At 44.5% G+C, this 15,311-nt stretch carries 19 protein-coding genes; 6 read left to right on the forward strand and 13 right to left on the reverse strand.

Features of this window, described 5'->3' with window-relative positions; translation table 11 throughout:
* Window positions 1-110 precede the first annotated feature (110 nt).
* Together HFU86_RS04655 and mutY are read right to left on the reverse strand one after the other, a co-directional pair.
* Window positions 111-380 (reverse strand): oxidative damage protection protein, encoded by a 270-nt coding sequence (locus HFU86_RS04655; protein ID WP_006657365.1) that lies wholly within the window; start codon window positions 378-380, stop codon window positions 111-113.
* The gene (mutY, locus tag HFU86_RS04660; protein WP_132496252.1) at window positions 377-1,444 is read right to left on the reverse strand and encodes an A/G-specific adenine glycosylase; all 1,068 of its coding nucleotides are present in this window, start codon (window positions 1,442-1,444) and stop codon (window positions 377-379) included. Before mutY ends, HFU86_RS04655 begins: the two co-directional genes overlap by 4 nt.
* A gap of 237 nt (window positions 1,445-1,681) precedes the next feature.
* On the opposite strand from mutY, the gene trmB reads away from it, so the two are divergent.
* The 5 genes from trmB (at window position 1,682) to HFU86_RS04685 (ending at window position 5,696) form a co-directional block, all read left to right on the forward strand.
* Entirely contained in the window at window positions 1,682-2,398 is a 717-nt protein-coding gene (gene trmB / locus HFU86_RS04665; RefSeq protein WP_108479449.1) for a tRNA (guanosine(46)-N7)-methyltransferase TrmB, read from the forward strand.
* Between the two features lie 2 nt (window positions 2,399-2,400).
* A complete protein-coding gene (locus HFU86_RS04670) occupies window positions 2,401-2,730 on the forward strand; it encodes a YggL family protein (RefSeq protein WP_036954142.1) in 330 nt (109 codons plus the stop codon).
* A gap of 36 nt (window positions 2,731-2,766) precedes the next feature.
* A complete protein-coding gene (gene glsB / locus HFU86_RS04675; RefSeq protein ID WP_410431244.1) occupies window positions 2,767-3,735 on the forward strand; it encodes a glutaminase B in 969 nt (322 codons plus the stop codon).
* Window positions 3,736-3,777: 42 nt separating this feature from the next.
* A complete protein-coding gene (locus HFU86_RS04680; protein ID WP_108479448.1) occupies window positions 3,778-4,509 on the forward strand; it encodes a DUF2884 domain-containing protein in 732 nt (243 codons plus the stop codon).
* Between the two features lie 236 nt (window positions 4,510-4,745).
* On the forward strand, window positions 4,746-5,696 hold the full coding sequence (locus HFU86_RS04685; protein WP_036954223.1) for a siderophore ABC transporter substrate-binding protein: 951 nt from the start codon (window positions 4,746-4,748) through the stop codon (window positions 5,694-5,696).
* Window positions 5,697-5,792: 96 nt separating this feature from the next.
* Here HFU86_RS04685 and hemW read toward each other — a convergent pair whose 3' ends face one another.
* The 9 genes from hemW to rsmE form a co-directional block, all read right to left on the reverse strand.
* A complete protein-coding gene (gene hemW / locus HFU86_RS04690; protein WP_187128811.1) occupies window positions 5,793-6,932 on the reverse strand; it encodes a radical SAM family heme chaperone HemW in 1,140 nt (379 codons plus the stop codon).
* Window positions 6,925-7,518, reverse strand: coding sequence for an RdgB/HAM1 family non-canonical purine NTP pyrophosphatase (gene rdgB, locus HFU86_RS04695; protein WP_154628228.1), 594 nt, complete (start codon window positions 7,516-7,518; stop codon window positions 6,925-6,927). Before rdgB ends, hemW begins: the two co-directional genes overlap by 8 nt.
* 15 nt (window positions 7,519-7,533) lie before the next feature.
* Complete coding sequence (locus tag HFU86_RS04700) at window positions 7,534-8,118, reverse strand: YggT family protein (RefSeq protein ID WP_187128812.1); 585 nt, start codon at window positions 8,116-8,118, stop codon at window positions 7,534-7,536.
* A 21-nt stretch (window positions 8,119-8,139) separates the two neighbouring features.
* Window positions 8,140-8,961 carry a pyrroline-5-carboxylate reductase gene (gene proC / locus HFU86_RS04705; RefSeq protein ID WP_187128813.1) on the reverse strand — a complete coding sequence of 274 codons (822 nt, stop codon included), beginning with the start codon at window positions 8,959-8,961 and terminating at the stop codon, window positions 8,140-8,142.
* A gap of 16 nt (window positions 8,962-8,977) precedes the next feature.
* Window positions 8,978-9,670, reverse strand: a complete 693-nt coding sequence (locus HFU86_RS04710) for a YggS family pyridoxal phosphate-dependent enzyme (protein WP_132496258.1) — start codon at window positions 9,668-9,670, stop codon at window positions 8,978-8,980.
* Between the two features lie 128 nt (window positions 9,671-9,798).
* Window positions 9,799-10,218 carry a Holliday junction resolvase RuvX gene (ruvX, locus tag HFU86_RS04715; RefSeq protein ID WP_187128815.1) on the reverse strand — a complete coding sequence of 140 codons (420 nt, stop codon included), beginning with the start codon at window positions 10,216-10,218 and terminating at the stop codon, window positions 9,799-9,801.
* Window positions 10,218-10,781: a YqgE/AlgH family protein gene (locus tag HFU86_RS04720; protein WP_108479443.1), complete on the reverse strand. Its 564-nt coding sequence runs from the start codon at window positions 10,779-10,781 to the stop codon at window positions 10,218-10,220. The genes ruvX and HFU86_RS04720 overlap by 1 nt, the downstream gene beginning before the upstream one ends.
* A gap of 142 nt (window positions 10,782-10,923) precedes the next feature.
* Window positions 10,924-11,871 (reverse strand): glutathione synthase, encoded by a 948-nt coding sequence (gshB, locus tag HFU86_RS04725; RefSeq protein ID WP_154604536.1) that lies wholly within the window; start codon window positions 11,869-11,871, stop codon window positions 10,924-10,926.
* Between the two features lie 9 nt (window positions 11,872-11,880).
* Complete coding sequence (gene rsmE, locus HFU86_RS04730; protein ID WP_132496259.1) at window positions 11,881-12,612, reverse strand: 16S rRNA (uracil(1498)-N(3))-methyltransferase; 732 nt, start codon at window positions 12,610-12,612, stop codon at window positions 11,881-11,883.
* Between the two features lie 277 nt (window positions 12,613-12,889).
* On the opposite strand from rsmE, the gene HFU86_RS04735 reads away from it, so the two are divergent.
* A complete protein-coding gene (locus HFU86_RS04735) occupies window positions 12,890-13,567 on the forward strand; it encodes a prepilin peptidase (protein WP_132496260.1) in 678 nt (225 codons plus the stop codon).
* Here the strand turns inward: HFU86_RS04735 and HFU86_RS04740 are convergent.
* Together HFU86_RS04740 and HFU86_RS04745 are read right to left on the reverse strand one after the other, a co-directional pair.
* On the reverse strand, window positions 13,560-14,204 hold the full coding sequence (locus HFU86_RS04740) for a DsbA family protein (protein WP_187128816.1): 645 nt from the start codon (window positions 14,202-14,204) through the stop codon (window positions 13,560-13,562). The two genes, HFU86_RS04735 and HFU86_RS04740, sit on opposite strands and share 8 nt — an antisense overlap.
* Before the next feature lie 160 nt (window positions 14,205-14,364).
* Window positions 14,365-15,237, reverse strand: coding sequence for an MBL fold metallo-hydrolase (locus HFU86_RS04745; RefSeq protein WP_187128817.1), 873 nt, complete (start codon window positions 15,235-15,237; stop codon window positions 14,365-14,367).
* Window positions 15,238-15,311: the final 74 nt, after the last annotated feature.

Raw genomic sequence — 15,311 nt, forward strand, 5'->3', positions numbered from 1 at the left:
TTAATGCAAGCTAGCTACTTATTTGGTCGTTTACTCTAAAACATTCAAGTTGCAGGAGGTTAGTAAACCGAGCCATGCAACTTGAGGTTCGATAGGTATAGACCTAAAAACTATTTTTCCGGGGTATAGCCATCAATTTGAATATCGTGACCTTCAAATAAGAATTTCACCATTTCTTGTTCCAGCATTTTGCGATCATCTGGATTCATGGTGTTTAATTTCTTTTCATTGATCAGCATGGTCTGTTTTGTCATCCATTGACTCCATGCTTCTTTCGAAATCTCATTAAAAATACGCTTTCCTAATTCACCTGGGTAAAGCTGGAAATCTTGCCCATCAGCGTCACGTTGTAAGAAAGTGCAAAAAATGGTTCTACTCATTTATTTTTTCCTCGAATATCAGGTAGTAAGGCAAGTTGTTTTAGTAAACTTTCAACCGGAGCTGCAAGCCCAACGGTTGCGCCTAGGTGTAAGTTATACCAGAGTCCGTTGCCTTCATCCATGGCAGAGTTAAATGCCTGAATATTAACTTTTACAGGGATAATATCTAAATGGAAATGGCTAAACGTGTGGCGAAAAGCAATTAATTGTTCTGGTGTGTCATGTTGCAGACCAGAATCAGCCAGCCACTGAGCCAGTTGCTCATGGCTTTCAAACTGTGGGAAGGCGAATAAACCGCCCCAAATACCCGAAGGTGGGCGCTGTTCTAACCAGACATTATCTTGGTGCTGAAGGATCAAAAACCATGCGCTTTTTTCCGGAATTTTCTGCTTAGGTTTTTTCCCCGGATATTCTTGCCAAGAGTGATTAGCGTAGGCAACACAGCCGGTATTGAGTGGGCATAACTCACATTTTGGTTTACTGCGAGTACATACCATCGCCCCAAGATCCATCATGGCTTGGTTAAAATATTCCACTTCCACTTTGGGGGTGACGTTGGTGCTGATTTCCCACAGGCGATTTTCTACTTCTTTTTTACCCGGCCAACCCGCGACAGCATAGCAGCGAGCAAGCACGCGTTTTACATTACCGTCCAAAATTGGGTAATGCTGCTGTTGAGAAAGGGAAAGAATGGCGCCTGCGGTTGAACGACCCACCCCTGGAAGCGCATTCACTTCCTCAAACGTGGTAGGAAATTGACCATTATATTGGGTGGCAATCACCTGCGCGGCTTTATGCAGATTACGCGCTCGCGCGTAATAGCCGAGTCCTGTCCACAAATGCAGAACTTCATCAAGAGGTGCATTCGCCAGCGCGGTCACATCCGCAAAGCGTTGGGTGAATTTTTCAAAATAGGGAATGACTGTGCTGACTTGGGTCTGCTGCAACATGACTTCAGAGAGCCAAACATGGTAGGAGGATTTTTCCTGCTGCCATGGCAAGGTTTTACGACCATATTTGTGATACCACTTGAGCACTGCACTTGAGAATTGTTGAGCTTCCATTATTTATAATATTTTTATCGCGATTTCAGTCATGGAGAGGATTGCAACATAGACGGTGATAGCTGTAAACCGCTTCTTGTGTAAAGTTATCCAATTATCAACTGCAAGATCCTTGAAGTTTTGCTAAACTCCCTTTCCCACCATACTTAGATATTAATTAATTAGGTATGTTTGGGTTTTTTTATACTCTTGTTGGCACACTATCTAACTGGACAACGAATTTTTTAGAACTTTATTATGATCAATAACGTTATCTCCCCCGAATATAATGAAGAAGGGCGGGTTATGCGCCGTGTCCGTAGTTTTGTCCGCCGTCAAGGGCGTCTGACAAAACGTCAGGAAGAGGCATTAGAAAGCGAATGGGCAGAAATGGGCATCGATTTTGTTAACGAACCCTTTGATTTCGCAAAACTATTTAATAATTCAAATCCAGTCACTCTGGAAATTGGATTTGGAATGGGCACCTCATTAGTGACGATGGCAGCACAAAACCCAGATCAAAACTTTCTGGGTATTGAAGTGCATGCACCGGGCGTTGGGGCTTGTTTGGCATCAGCAAAAGAAGAGAACATCACCAACCTACGCGTGATGTGCCACGATGCCATTGAAGTTTTAGACTTCATGATCCCGAACGGCAGCTTAGCAATGGTTCAGTTATTCTTCCCTGATCCTTGGCATAAAGCGAAACACAATAAACGTCGTATTGTGCAGGTGCCTTTCGCAGAAAAAATTCGCAGTAAATTAATTGATGGTGGTGTATTCCACATGGCGACAGACTGGCAACCTTATGCAGAACATATGCTTGAGGTAATGACCAGCGTGGCTGGGTATGAAAACGTATCCACGTCAGGGGACTACGTTCCTCGTCCAGAATCAAGACCAGAAACAAAGTTTGAAAAGCGCGGCCAGCGGTTAGGGCACGGTGTATGGGATTTAATGTTTAAGAGGGTTTAATCATGGCTAAACAACAACGTAGTCGCCGTTTACGTAAAAAAATGCGTTTGGACGAGTTCCAAGAATTAGGTTTCATTGTTAAGTGGAACTTTAAAGAAGGTACGCCAATCGAAGAAGTGGACAGCGTCGTTGACCAACTGATTGCTGAAGCTATCGAACCAAACGGCCTAGCATTTGAAGCTAGCGGCTACATGAACTGGGAAGGGATTGTTTGCCTGCAGAAAATTGGTAAATGCACCGAAGAACACCGTCAAATCGTTGAAAATTGGCTAAAATCAAAAGGGATGAACGACGTTGTTGTTTCTGAACTGTTTGATGTTTGGTGGGAATAATAACTAGTTTGATTATTAATAAAGGCATCCAATTGGATGCCTTTATTTTCTAGAGTAATCCATTCTGGAGCAAAACACTTGAGCACCCAGTTTTCTGACCAATTACTGCATGATATTTTGGAACAAGTCCGCCCCCTGATAGGTCAAGGAAAGGTGGCTGACTACATACCTGCGCTTGGCGGTATTCCTTCACATCATTTGGGGATAGCGGTTCATACCGCAGAAGGTGATATTTTCACGGCTGGAGATGCGAGAAAACGTTTCTCAGTTCAATCCATTTCTAAGGTTCTGAGTTTAACCTTGGCGATGACGCGCTACGAAGAGCAAGAAATTTGGAGCCGTGTTGGCAAAGAGCCATCAGGACTGCCGTTCAACTCATTGATTCAGATAGAGATGGAAAAGGGTATTCCTCGTAATCCCTTTATCAATGCTGGCGCGATTGTGATTGCCGACATGCTGCAATCTCGTTTGAGTGCACCAAAACAGCGGATGCTGGAGTTTGTCCGAAAACTCGCTTGCGAACCCGACATTAGCTACGATATAAATGTCGCTCGCTCAGAAATGGAACATGCTAGCCGCAATGCAGCTATCGCGTATTTAATGAAATCTTTTGGCAATTTTGATAATGATGTTTTAACGGTTTTAGAAACTTATTTTCATTATTGTTCTCTAAGTATGAATTGTGTCGAACTGGCTAGGTGTTTTACCTATTTAATGAATCAAGGTGAGTCGCCTTGTTCGATAGACCCAATTATCACGCCGCTACAATCTCGACAAATCAATGCATTGATGATGACTTGTGGTATGTACGATGGTTCCGGTGAGTTTGCATTTCGTATTGGAATGCCCGGTAAATCAGGCGTCGGTGGCGGTATTGTGTGTGTGGTTCCTAACCAATTTACGGTGGCAGTATGGTCACCGGAATTAGATTCAGCCGGAAACTCTTTGGTGGGTTGTGCCGCCTTAGAGCTTTTATCGAAGCGAATTGGACGTTCTGTTTTCTAATTACCTCTCAATAAATATAGAGGTAATCGACGAGGAGATTTTATGTTACGCCGTACTTTAATTGCGTTTTCATTACTGGCCTGCGCCACTAGCCAAGCGGCGGATTACAACTGCTCGGTAACCCCTAAAGACGATATTTTTATGACGCCTGATAATGTCCAAGTCGTCGGTCGCAGTGGCGATTTAAAAATCACCCCAAATGGTGATGTCACGCTGAATGGTCAAAAAGTTGCATTGACCTCTGAGCAACAGCAGCAAGCACTGCGTTATCAATCGGCTATCCGTCAGGATTTACCGTGGATCAAAAAAGAATCTGAAGAGAAATTAGCGGCATCGCGTAAATCTCTCGATAAAGTGGTGGTTAAAGTGATTGGCAGCGATAGTAATATTCGCAATCGCCTGACTAAGCTTGAAAAAGATTTAAACGGTCAAATTAACCAAATCATTGAAACTCGTTCAAACGGCTACGCTTTCCACCATGAAGGCATCAAGAAAGTGGAAACTTCAGGGCGTGAATTAGTCAATGAAAGCTTAGGTGGGATTTTACAAGACAGTATCAATGAAATGGGGCGAAAACAGTTACTTGCTGGCGGTGATACCAACAAAATGCTACAAGGCATGTTAGGTAGCCTTGGTGGGTTACAACAAGAAATTGATAGTGAATGGAAAAACCAAGAAAATAGCTTCCAGCAGTTTGGTCAGCAAGTCTGTTCTAAAGTCACTTCATTAGAGCAACAACGCATTAGCTTACTGAATTCAATTAACGGTAAATAATTCAGGTAGTTTGGTGAGTTTTCAACGCTATCATTGGTAATGAAAGGCAGTAATAGGGAAACTGATTACTGCCTTTTGCATTAAAAGCCTCATCAAACCATACCACCATAACTACAAACCATGACGGCATTAACATAAATAAAAACAATACTAAGAATCATTATCATTTAATTGACTTATGAGTAACTCTCCTTAGAATGCAGGTTTGGCTTAACGACTAAATGGGTGTTATTCATATGAAAAAGTTTATTCCAGCGGTACTGGTTTCCATCCTGTCATTCTCCGCGCCTTACGCATTGAGTGCTGAATCTGCGGCATTTACGCCAAACGCAATCACTGCACAAGGTGCTGAAAAAGTGACGGTTAAACACCTTTCCGGTGAAACGGAAGTGGTGAAAAAACCTCAGAAAGTGGTTCTGTTTGATTTCGGTATTTATGACTCAATGCAAAAACTGGGGTTAGGGGACAAGGTTGTCGCTCTGCCGATGGGTAATGCACCTGCTTATGTAAAAGCGGGTATCCCTGCGACAGTCAAAAATGCAGGCGGCATGAAAGAACCAAACTTAGCTGAGATCGCTGCATTGAAACCCGATTTAATCGTGATCACGGGTCGCCAAGGTAAATCTTACGATGCATTATCAAAAATTGCCCCGACACTGAATTTAGGCTCTGACAGCAAAAATTATATTGAGTCAGTGAAAGCCAACATTCGTTTAATTGGCGATTTATACGGTGATCAAAAAGCAGTGGACGAGCAACTGGCTCAATTGGATAAAACCATTGCTGAAGCCCAGAAAAAAGCGGCTGCATCCAATAAAAAAGTGCTGGTTTTACTGCACAATGACGGCAAATTAATCCCAAATAACCAAGCGGTTGTTTACGATGTGGTAAAAGCACAACGTGCTGAATTACCTGTTCAAGCGGATGCTGATAAATCCAAACGCCGTGTGGTAGATACCAAAACTATCGCACAAGCGAACCCTGATGTGATTTTGATTGTGGATCGCAGTGAAGCGATTGGCGCAGGTAAATTGGAAAAAACGGTATTTGAAGACCAAAACATCCAAGAAACCAAAGCGTATAAAGATGGCAAAATTACCTATTTGCAATCTGACCTGTGGTATCTCTCCGGTGGCGGTTTAGTCAGCCTCACCGAACAAATCGATGCAGTCACCAAGGCACTGTAATCGATAGATTATTATTTTCGTTTATTACCCTTGTTTATTACCTTTAGTAAAAGAAAAAGCCAGCACTAAGCTGGCTTTTTTATGGAGAAATAGAAATTATTCTTCCCCTAAAAACAGCTCCAGTAGGGAGTTTAAGAATAATTTTCCATGCTCGGTAATTTGCCATTCATCAGCGGTTTCTGAGATATAACCTTTGGCTAAGGCTTCATCGATAGCAGGGCGAACCACAGACTCTGCCAGACCGGTATAATCAGTAAATTCACGGCGAGGCATCGCTTCAAGTAACCGGAAACGGTTCATAAAATACTCGAATGGGCGGTCTTCGTTCTCGACATTATATTGATTATCAAGATAACGGCCTTCCATATAACCCCGCGGGTGCTTGGTTTTGACGGTCCGTAAAATCTGCCCATCGGTTGAAGTGATTTTACCGTGCGCGCCACAGCCGATACCCAGATAATCCCCAAACCGCCAATAGTTAAGGTTATGTTCGCATTGATAACCCGCTTTGGCATAGGCGGAAGTCTCATATTGCTGATAACCTGCAGCTGTCAGTAATTTATGCCCTTCGGTGTAGATATCCCACAGGGTATCGTCATCCGGTAAACGTGGCGGGCGAGAACCAAACTGTGTGTTCGGCTCAATGGTTAGCTGGTACCAAGAAAGATGCGGCGGAGCGAGTTCAATAGCTTGACGTAAATCCGATAGCCCTTCGTCGCGAGTTTGTGACGGTAAGCCGTGCATTAAATCCAAATTAAAGCTGCGTAGATTTAAGTTGGTGGCGAGCAGAGCCGCACGCTTGGCTTCGTTGGGACCATGAATACGCCCCAACATGATCAGCTTATCATCGCCAAAACTTTGTACGCCGATAGAAATGCGGTTGATCCCCGCAGCTTGGTAGCCTGCAAAACGGTCAGCTTCCACCGTGCCGGGGTTGGCTTCCATAGTCACTTCCGCATCGGGGGCTAAATTCACGCGCTCACGAACGCCATCCATCAACATCTGCATGGATTCAGCGGTTAATAAGCTCGGTGTACCGCCACCAATAAAGATAGTTTTTACGGGGCGCTCGCCAATCAGTTCGGCGTCTTTATCCAAATCGCTAAGCAAATGCTCAACATACTCAGTTTGGGGAATTTCCCCCTTAAGAGTATGCGAGTTGAAATCACAATAAGGGCACTTTTGTACACACCAAGGAATGTGGATATACAGGCTTAATGGAGGAAGCTTAAGCATTTTTCAGGGCATCCAACATCATCGCAAGGGCTTTACCGCGGTGTGAAACCGCTTGTTTTTCAGCTTTAGTCAGTTCAGCAGACGTGCAGCCTAATTCTGGCACGTAGAAAATTGGGTCATAGCCAAAGCCACCTTGTCCTTTTGCTTCACGGGTTAATACTCCGTGCCAGCGACCATGAAACACTAACGGCGTCGGGTCTTCGGCATGACGCAGGTAAACTAGCACGCAGTTAAATTGCGCTTGGCGCTGGTCATCCGGCACATCTTTCATGGCATCGAGAAGTTTATCGAGGTTTTGCTGGTCGGTGGCATCTTCACCCGCATAGCGTGCAGAGTAAATCCCCGGAGCACCACCTAAGGCATCAACAGAAATACCAGAATCATCGGCGATGGCGGGTAAACCTGTTTGTGCCGCAGCATGGCGAGCTTTTAAAATCGCGTTCTCAATAAAGGTTAATCCGGTCTCTTCTGCGGACTCAACGCCAAGGCTGGTTTGAGCGACGATATCCATGCCGAACTCGCGAAGTAAATCCGCTAATTCATTAACTTTGCCCGGGTTACCTGTGGCTAATACAACTTTTTGCATCGTTTCTCTCTTCCCTTACATAATGCCGACAGAGAACAGCATGGCTGTTAAGGCAGGGTCAATCATTAAAGAGACATCGACGCGTAAGTAGTTCAGGGCGATCAAAATAAACATCACAATCATCGCGGAGAAATCTAACCCTCCCATGGCTGGGATAATGCGACGAATCGGTGCCATTAGCGGTTCAGTTAATTGGAACAGCAAATAATCGACAGGATTACGACCTTGGCTGACCCAGCTTAAAATGGCGCGAATTAAGATCATCCAGAAAATCAATTTACCGATATAAGTCAGTAAGAGAATTAATCCCATTGGCAGTATGGTTAGACCGATGGCCGGCAGCATATTGGTTGCCCACATGCCAAAGATAATGTCAGCAATTGCTAGTACAAACGCCACCAGCAGGGTTGCAGTATCAATGGAGCCAACAGATGGAATTAGGCGGCGTAAAGGCCCCACGATAGGTTGAGTGGCTTTAACCACAAACTGTGAGAATGGGTTATAGAAATCGGCGCGAACGCACTGCATCCATACTCTGAGCAGAAGCACAAAGATGTACAGTTGAATTAGGGTGGTAACAACAAAAACGATAGTCTGCATGGCTTATCCCAAAAAAATAAATTAAAAAAGTTTTTCCATTTCTTCCGCACGGTCAATCGCGCTTTGCATAGCGTTGGCGACGGTTTGCGGTAGATGACCTTGGTAAAATTGCTCTAAAGCCATTGCGGTGGTACCGCCTTTAGAGGTGACTTGCTCACGCAAGGTTGAAAATGGGGTATCTCCCTGTGATTTCGCTAACGCCACGGAGCCTTCAATGGCATTAAGAACCAGCTCGCGGGCTTGCTTTTCATCATAGCCAAGCTGCTCGGCTTTTTGCTGCATGGATTCCATGAACAAGAAAAAGTAAGCGGGGGAGCTACCGGTTAACGCAATGATATTGTTGATTTCGCTCTCTTTGGCGCACCAGGTTGTTGAACCGACACTTTCCATCAATTGCTGAGTAAATTGCTTATCATCTTCAGAAACATTCGATTGAGCAAACAAGCCACTAACGCCTTTGCCTACCAATGATGGGGTATTTGGCATAATGCGCACTAAACGTAGTGAATGGGCGAAATAGTCATTATAACGAGCAGCAGGAATACCCGCTGCGATGGTTAAAATCAGCTTGTTTTCTAAGTTTGTGAGTTTCTGTAATGGCTCGCAAACCTCTTTCATCATTTGCGGTTTGACGGCAAGCACAATCACGTCTGCTTGTTGGGCGGCAGTGAGATTATCATTGGTGCTAATGATGCCGTAGTCTTGCGCCATTTTGTCACGACGCACAGGGGTTGGTGAACAGACGGTGATCATCGATGCAGGATAGCCATGAGCCACAAGACCCGCAATAATGGCATTTGCCATATTTCCCGCGCCAATAAAGGCAATTTTGCGATGTTGCATGTTGTTCTCCTAAAGATTAATTATGGTACTGACGGGCGCCAAAAATTGCAGTGCCGATGCGGACAAGGGTCGACCCGCAGTGGATTGCGGCGCGCATATCGTCGGTCATTCCCATGGATAAGGTATCCACCGTCGGATAGCTAGCTTTCAACTGCTCGAATGCCTGTTCCATTTGGCGAAACGCTGCGCATTGGCGCTCATAATCGGTTTCTGGGGCTGGAATGGTCATTAACCCACGCAACACTAAATTGGGTAATTGGGCGACTTGAGCCGCAAGCTCATTCACTTCCTCAAGGGTTATTCCAGACTTGCTGTTTTCATCGCTAATATTAATTTGGATCAGCACATTCAGCGGCGCTTTATCTTGAGGGCGCTGCTCATTTAAACGTTGAGCGATTTTGGTGCGATCTAAAGTATGGAACCAATCAAAATGTTCTGCCACTAAACGGCTTTTATTGGACTGTAGTGGACCAATAAAGTGCCAAACTAGGTCGGTTCTTTCTGCAAAGTGCTGGATTTTCTCCACGCCTTCTTGCACATAGTTTTCACCAAATTGGCGCTGACCCGCCTCAATGGCTTCCAGAATGGCTTCACAAGGTTTGGTTTTACTCACAGCTAACAGGGTAATATCTTGAGGAGCGCGATGGCACTCGGTTGCGGCAAGATGAATACGCTCAGTGACATCGGATAGGTTTTTTTGAATGGTCATGTTATTCAATACCGTTTTTCAGTTGCTTTCGGTGAATAGTGAGAATTAACCCTAGTGTAAAACATATTAAGGGCGAACGGCACCTTTGCAGCAACTGAATGGGGAAAATAAACGTAAAGATGTGCCTTTTAGTAATTTTGTTCAAACCAACTTTCTAAAATTACCACCGCAGAGGCGGAATCCACTTTGCCTTTGCTCAGCGCGCGATAGCCACCTTGCTCAAAGAGCCCCGCTTTGGCTTCCACAGTCGACAGCCTTTCATCGTGTAGCTTGACTTGCACACCAAAGCGTCCGTGAATGCGATTGGCAAAATTACGTGCTTGGCTAGTGACGAGCTGCTCAGTGCCATCCATATTTAAAGGAAGCCCGACGATCACCAGCTGCGGCTGCCACTCTTTGAGCAGTTTTTCAATTTGTGACCAGTCGGGTCTGCCATCGCTGGCTTTTAATGAGGCTAACGCGCGAGCGGTACCGGTGATCTCTTGACCGACAGCGACACCAATACTTTTCGTTCCAAAATCAAACGCTAATAAAGTTCTTGCTGACATTAAGCATGCCCCGCTTGCATGGAGATATTATGGATGTCGATGCCTAAAAGGTTACCTGCGGCTTTCCAGCGTTCATTTAACGGCGTATCAAAAATCAGTTTAGGATCCGCTTTAACAGTCAACCAGCTATTTTCCATGATTTCATTTTCTAACTGCCCAGGTTCCCAACTTGAATAACCGAGCGTCACTAAAGAATTCATGGGATGCTGTTCGCTGCCTAATGTTTCTAAAATATCTTTAGAGGTTGTTACCATAACATGGTCATTGAGGCGCAAACTTGCCGCATAACCTGCAACAGGGGTATGGATAATAAACCCGTGCTCTTCAGAAACAGGTCCGCCCGCAATTACCATTTTTTCAAGGTTTCGCGTGTTGGTGTTGTCAGATACGTCAATTTCCAGCTTTTTCAGCATGGTTGCGACAGAAAAATCTTCAATAGGCTTGTTGATCACGAGGCCCATTGCGCCATTTTCATTATGTTCGCAGATATACACCACGGAATGGTCGAAATAGGGATCCGTCAGTGAAGGCATGGCAATTAAAAAATGATTCTGTAAATTCATAAATGGCAAGCTCAGGGGTTATGTTCCTATTCGTTATGATAAAGATAGCTTGTTACTGTGATGGTAAATAACACCAAAGGCAACCTCGAAAGGCTGCCTTTTGAATGATGTGTTTTTATTTACACACGATCCTTCATAAAAATTATTTTTTCAGGCGGCGCTCAATCGCATCCATCAACATACCGGTGATGGAGATATCAAATGCAGCTTCAATTTCACGGGCGCAAGTCGGGCTCGTGACGTTAATTTCAGTCAAGCGATCACCGATAATATCCAGACCCACGAAAATCAGACCTTTTTCTTTTAAGGTCGGTGCGACAGCGCGAGCAATCGCCCAGTCACTTTCTGTTAATGGGCGGGCTTCACCACGACCACCCGCTGCGAGGTTTCCACGGGTTTCCCCTTGAGCAGGAATACGCGCAAGGCAATATGGCACAGGTTCACCGTCAACTACCAGCACACGTTTGTCACCATCTTTGATAGCAGGTAAGAAGTTTTGCGCCATGCAATAACGGGAATTGTGCTCGGTTAATGTTTCGATGATAACGCCAACGTTCGGGTCTTCTTTCTTCAAACGGAAAATAGACGCGCCGCCCATACCGTCCAGCGGTTTAAAAATCACGTCGCCGTGTTTTTTATGGAATTCACGCAGTTTTTCAGAGCTACGAGTGACTAAGGTATCCGGTGTTAACTCAGGGAACCATGCCGTAAACAGCTTCTCGTTACAGTCACGTAGGCTTTGTGGCTTGTTGACAATCAAGCTGCCCGCTTGCTCTGCGCGCTCAAGAATGTAAGTCGCGTAAATATATTCAGTATCAAATGGCGGATCTTTTCGCATTAAAATGGCATCAAGGTCGCTCAAGGCAATGTCTTGTTCTGAGTGGAATTCATACCATTTGGTTGGGTTCTCTTCGACCGTCACGATCTTTGTGGTCGCACGGGCTTCGCCTTGGTGCAGGTACAGGTCGTTCATTTCCATGTAATGGATTTCATAACCGCGGCGTGCAGCTTCCAGCATCATTGCAAAACTGGTGTCTTTCTTGATTTTAATGGATGAAATAGGATCCATTACTATGCCAAGCTTGATCATTTTATCTCCTTAACCCAAGTCACCTAAACGCACTTGTAATGCCGTTATAGCGGTTAGCGCGGTCGTTTCAGTTCGTAATACTCGTGGCCCTAACAGGATATCAGTAAATTGATAATTGGCTGTCATGGCAATTTCGTCAGCAGATAAGCCACCTTCTGGACCTATCAGTAATCTTACGTGCTTTAAATCAGCGGGGAGCGTGTTGATGCTCTCACTTGCCCGAGGGTGTAAATTAATTTTAAACGCGCCGTCATTTTCTGCACACCACGCTTCAAGGGATTGAACGGGGCGAATTTCAGGGATGCGGTTGCGACCACTTTGCTCACAGGCGGCAATGGCAATTTTTTGCCACTGTTGTAATTTTTTCTCTAAACGCTCGCCATCAAGGCGTACGCCACAACGTTCTGAAAGTAGTGGCGTGATTGTGTTAACGCCAAGTTCAACGGATTTTTGAATGGTGAATTCCATTTTTTCACCGCGGGACATCACTTGCCCAAGGTGGATATCTAATGGGGATTCACGGTCATCCAATGCGCTGTCTTGGATAGTCACAAGCACATTTTTTTTCGTTGCTTCTGTAATTTCAGCGCGGAATATATGGTTGCTTCCATCAAACAATTCTAGCTGTTGTCCGGCTGTCATGCGAAGAACTCGACCCACATGGTTGGCTGCATCATCACAAAGCGAAATGGTGGTGTTAATTTGGAGTGGCTCTGGGTGATAAATGCGTGGAACGCGCATGATTTTTCCTTAGTCCAATAATTAAGATAACTGATGCAGGATATGGGGGCAGAATCTCGAAAAACAAGAGGACGGACTGAGTTTATAACTAAAAAGAGGGATTTTTTAGCTCGTCTGTGCCTTGCATTTCACACTCTCATATCCACGCTAAATTTGTCGATAAAACCGACCCAAAACCACGAAATTATAGTGTTGGTTTCTGCGTCCAGCACCGTATAGTAAGCCCTGTCTTTGTCTAGTAAACCCATCTTTAGTGCTCATGGAAAAGGAGAACACCATGATTGATGCCGTAAATGGATTTTTAATACCTATATCGTTAATCACACTATTGTCCCTCTTGTCAGCGTGGATGACAACTCTGCTACTGAGGGAGATTCCCGCCCGTTATTTTGATTTACCGAGTATTATCATTGGTTTCAATTGGGTATGGATAGGTTATTGGATATTGGGCGTGGGGATTGTGCTCCTTGGTTATCCACCTTCGGTTCTCGCTGTATTATTTCTGTTTTTCAACTTGGTTATCCCATTGGGTTTAATCGACCTAAAAACAGGCTATTTACCGGATGTCCTCAATTATCCGTTATTGGTTTTTGGTCTGTTATTTCAATGGGGAATGCCTGCGGGAAATTTGTTATCCGCTATTTATGCGCTGCTGTTCAGTTACATTGGGTTAGTGGCTATCACGACGTTAGTAGAAAAAATTCGTCGGCGTCCGCAAATGGGGAGAGGGGATTTTAAATTAATTGCTGCGGGCGCGACATGGCTCGGTATTTTTTATCTTCCCTATTTTCTGGGGCTTGCGGCGAGCTTAGGTTTACTGCATTTTCTTTGGCGCACATGTCGAGAAAAAAAGGAACGGCGAGGCAAACAGAAATGCGTGCAGAGCATTCCGTTTGGTCCCGCCATTATTGGTAGTGCCAGTTTTTGGCTGTTGCTTAGCTGGCATTCTAATTAGCGGCTTTCACCAGTGAGTCTAAAAATTGTTGCCATTTTTCTGGCTCGCCAAGGTAGTTTTGCAGCGGCACGCGCAGCCATTTGCCTTGCTGTTCGATCAGTAGCGTTGGGAAGCCAGAAGCGCCAGATTGCCTAAGTAATTGCTTACTTTGTGCAATATGAGCGTCGGTTTCCGTTTGTGAACATTGGGCATAATCTTTTTGGAACTGGTCAATATTTAAACCAATTTCTTGCGCCACTTCCGCTAAGACTTCGGGCTGTTTAATCTGGCGCCCTGAAACGTAGTGAGCTTTCTGCAAAGCTTTAAGCATTTCAACGCCTTTGCCTTGCTTTGTTGCCGCCAAAATGGCGGTTTGTGGTGGCGCAGAGTCCATTACTACATTGGATTGGTGCAGCATGGCGATGTAGTCATCACCAAAAACTTGCCCCGTCATTGCTGCAATGCGTTTATCTGATTGCAAAATATATTGACGGAATTGGTCATCAAGGCGCAGGCGTGCACTACCCGCAAGCATTCCACCACCGTGCAATTCTAGGTGAATATTTGGGTGATTAGCGGCAATGGCGATTAACGGAGCAGCAGCATAACACCAGCCACAGTATGGGTCATAAATATAATGTAGAGTAATTGTGTTCATGGTTTTTATTCTCTCTAATTCTTTGTTTTATCATTCTATTCGAATCGCTGAAAAGCTAGTCGTTAAAAACAAGTCGTTAAAAAAACAAACTAACGGAAAATAGCGGGTTAATCGTCGCTATCTCCGTTATTGACAGTCTTTATTTTCTATTGTCAGCGACTTATTGTGGCCACTGCATTTCGCCTTTTACCACTTTAGCGCCTAATTCTAAGCTGGATTTGTCATCCAAGTTTGGGTAGAGAGTTTCCATTTTCTTGATAAGTTCTGCGGAATCTTTACTTTGGCTGTTAGCTTTTTCAAAGTCCGTTAAATATTTTTGGGTAAAGGTCACACTCGCCAGATCCATTTTGGATTTACCCGTAAAGTGTCCCGGAACAACCACACTTGGTTTCAGCGCTTTGATACTTTCTAGCGTTTGTTGCCAATCTTGGCGCGATTGCTTGGTTTGAGTGTCGGCAACCCAAACGTGGATATTGTCAGAAACAACGACACCCCCGACAACCGCTTTGAGTGAAGGCACCCAAACGTAGCTTCTGTCTGGTGATGCGCCATCTAACCCTTTAATTTCTAAAGTTTCACCATCCACAGTGAAGTGATTAGTTTTGATAACTTCAGGCACCACAACTTTGCTTGGTGCTTCATTTTTTAATACGCCGCCCCAGTAAGCCAGTTTTCCATCTTTAGTTGCATTAATTGCATCAACGGTTTGTTGAGTCGCAACCACTTTGGCATCAGGGAAGGATTTAGTCAGCGTTTCTAAACCAAAATAGTAGTCTGGGTCAGAGTGGCTGATATAAATGGTAGTCAGCTTTTTATCCAGCTTTTTGATTTTATCGACCAACTGCTGGGCATCATTGTTTTGGAATTGTGCATCAATTAAAACCACTTCTTTATCGCCGCTGATAATTTCAGAGGAGACCGGGAACACGCTGTTATTGCCCGGGTTATAAACATCTAAAGTTAAGTTAGCAGCTTGAGCAAAATGCGTGGCAGTAGCAAAGGCGGTTGCAGTTAATACAGTCGATAATTTCATTTTCTTATCCTAATGTTAAGTCATCTAATGTTAAGTGATGTTGTGTGCCTGATTTGGCTTGGTGTGTATATTAA

It is taken from the genome of Providencia sp. JUb39 (assembly GCF_012272845.1).
GTDB lineage: Bacteria > Pseudomonadota > Gammaproteobacteria > Enterobacterales > Enterobacteriaceae > Providencia > Providencia lanzhouensis.

Coding starts and splice junctions, on each gene's coding strand:
- HFU86_RS04655 (WP_006657365.1), bottom strand. CDS start 380: ATGAGTAGAACCATTTTTTGCACTTTCTTACAACGTGACGCTGATGGG.
- mutY (WP_132496252.1), bottom strand. CDS start 1,444: ATGGAAGCTCAACAATTCTCAAGTGCAGTGCTCAAGTGGTATCACAAA.
- trmB (WP_108479449.1), top strand. CDS start 1,682: ATGATCAATAACGTTATCTCCCCCGAATATAATGAAGAAGGGCGGGTT.
- HFU86_RS04670 (WP_036954142.1), top strand. CDS start 2,401: ATGGCTAAACAACAACGTAGTCGCCGTTTACGTAAAAAAATGCGTTTG.
- glsB (WP_410431244.1), top strand. CDS start 2,767: ATGCCTTTATTTTCTAGAGTAATCCATTCTGGAGCAAAACACTTGAGC.
- HFU86_RS04680 (WP_108479448.1), top strand. CDS start 3,778: ATGTTACGCCGTACTTTAATTGCGTTTTCATTACTGGCCTGCGCCACT.
- HFU86_RS04685 (WP_036954223.1), top strand. CDS start 4,746: ATGAAAAAGTTTATTCCAGCGGTACTGGTTTCCATCCTGTCATTCTCC.
- hemW (WP_187128811.1), bottom strand. CDS start 6,932: ATGCTTAAGCTTCCTCCATTAAGCCTGTATATCCACATTCCTTGGTGT.
- rdgB (WP_154628228.1), bottom strand. CDS start 7,518: ATGCAAAAAGTTGTATTAGCCACAGGTAACCCGGGCAAAGTTAATGAA.
- HFU86_RS04700 (WP_187128812.1), bottom strand. CDS start 8,118: ATGCAGACTATCGTTTTTGTTGTTACCACCCTAATTCAACTGTACATC.
- proC (WP_187128813.1), bottom strand. CDS start 8,961: ATGCAACATCGCAAAATTGCCTTTATTGGCGCGGGAAATATGGCAAAT.
- HFU86_RS04710 (WP_132496258.1), bottom strand. CDS start 9,670: ATGACCATTCAAAAAAACCTATCCGATGTCACTGAGCGTATTCATCTT.
- ruvX (WP_187128815.1), bottom strand. CDS start 10,218: ATGTCAGCAAGAACTTTATTAGCGTTTGATTTTGGAACGAAAAGTATT.
- HFU86_RS04720 (WP_108479443.1), bottom strand. CDS start 10,781: ATGAATTTACAGAATCATTTTTTAATTGCCATGCCTTCACTGACGGAT.
- gshB (WP_154604536.1), bottom strand. CDS start 11,871: ATGATCAAGCTTGGCATAGTAATGGATCCTATTTCATCCATTAAAATC.
- rsmE (WP_132496259.1), bottom strand. CDS start 12,612: ATGCGCGTTCCACGCATTTATCACCCAGAGCCACTCCAAATTAACACC.
- HFU86_RS04735 (WP_132496260.1), top strand. CDS start 12,890: ATGATTGATGCCGTAAATGGATTTTTAATACCTATATCGTTAATCACA.
- HFU86_RS04740 (WP_187128816.1), bottom strand. CDS start 14,204: ATGAACACAATTACTCTACATTATATTTATGACCCATACTGTGGCTGG.
- HFU86_RS04745 (WP_187128817.1), bottom strand. CDS start 15,237: ATGAAATTATCGACTGTATTAACTGCAACCGCCTTTGCTACTGCCACG.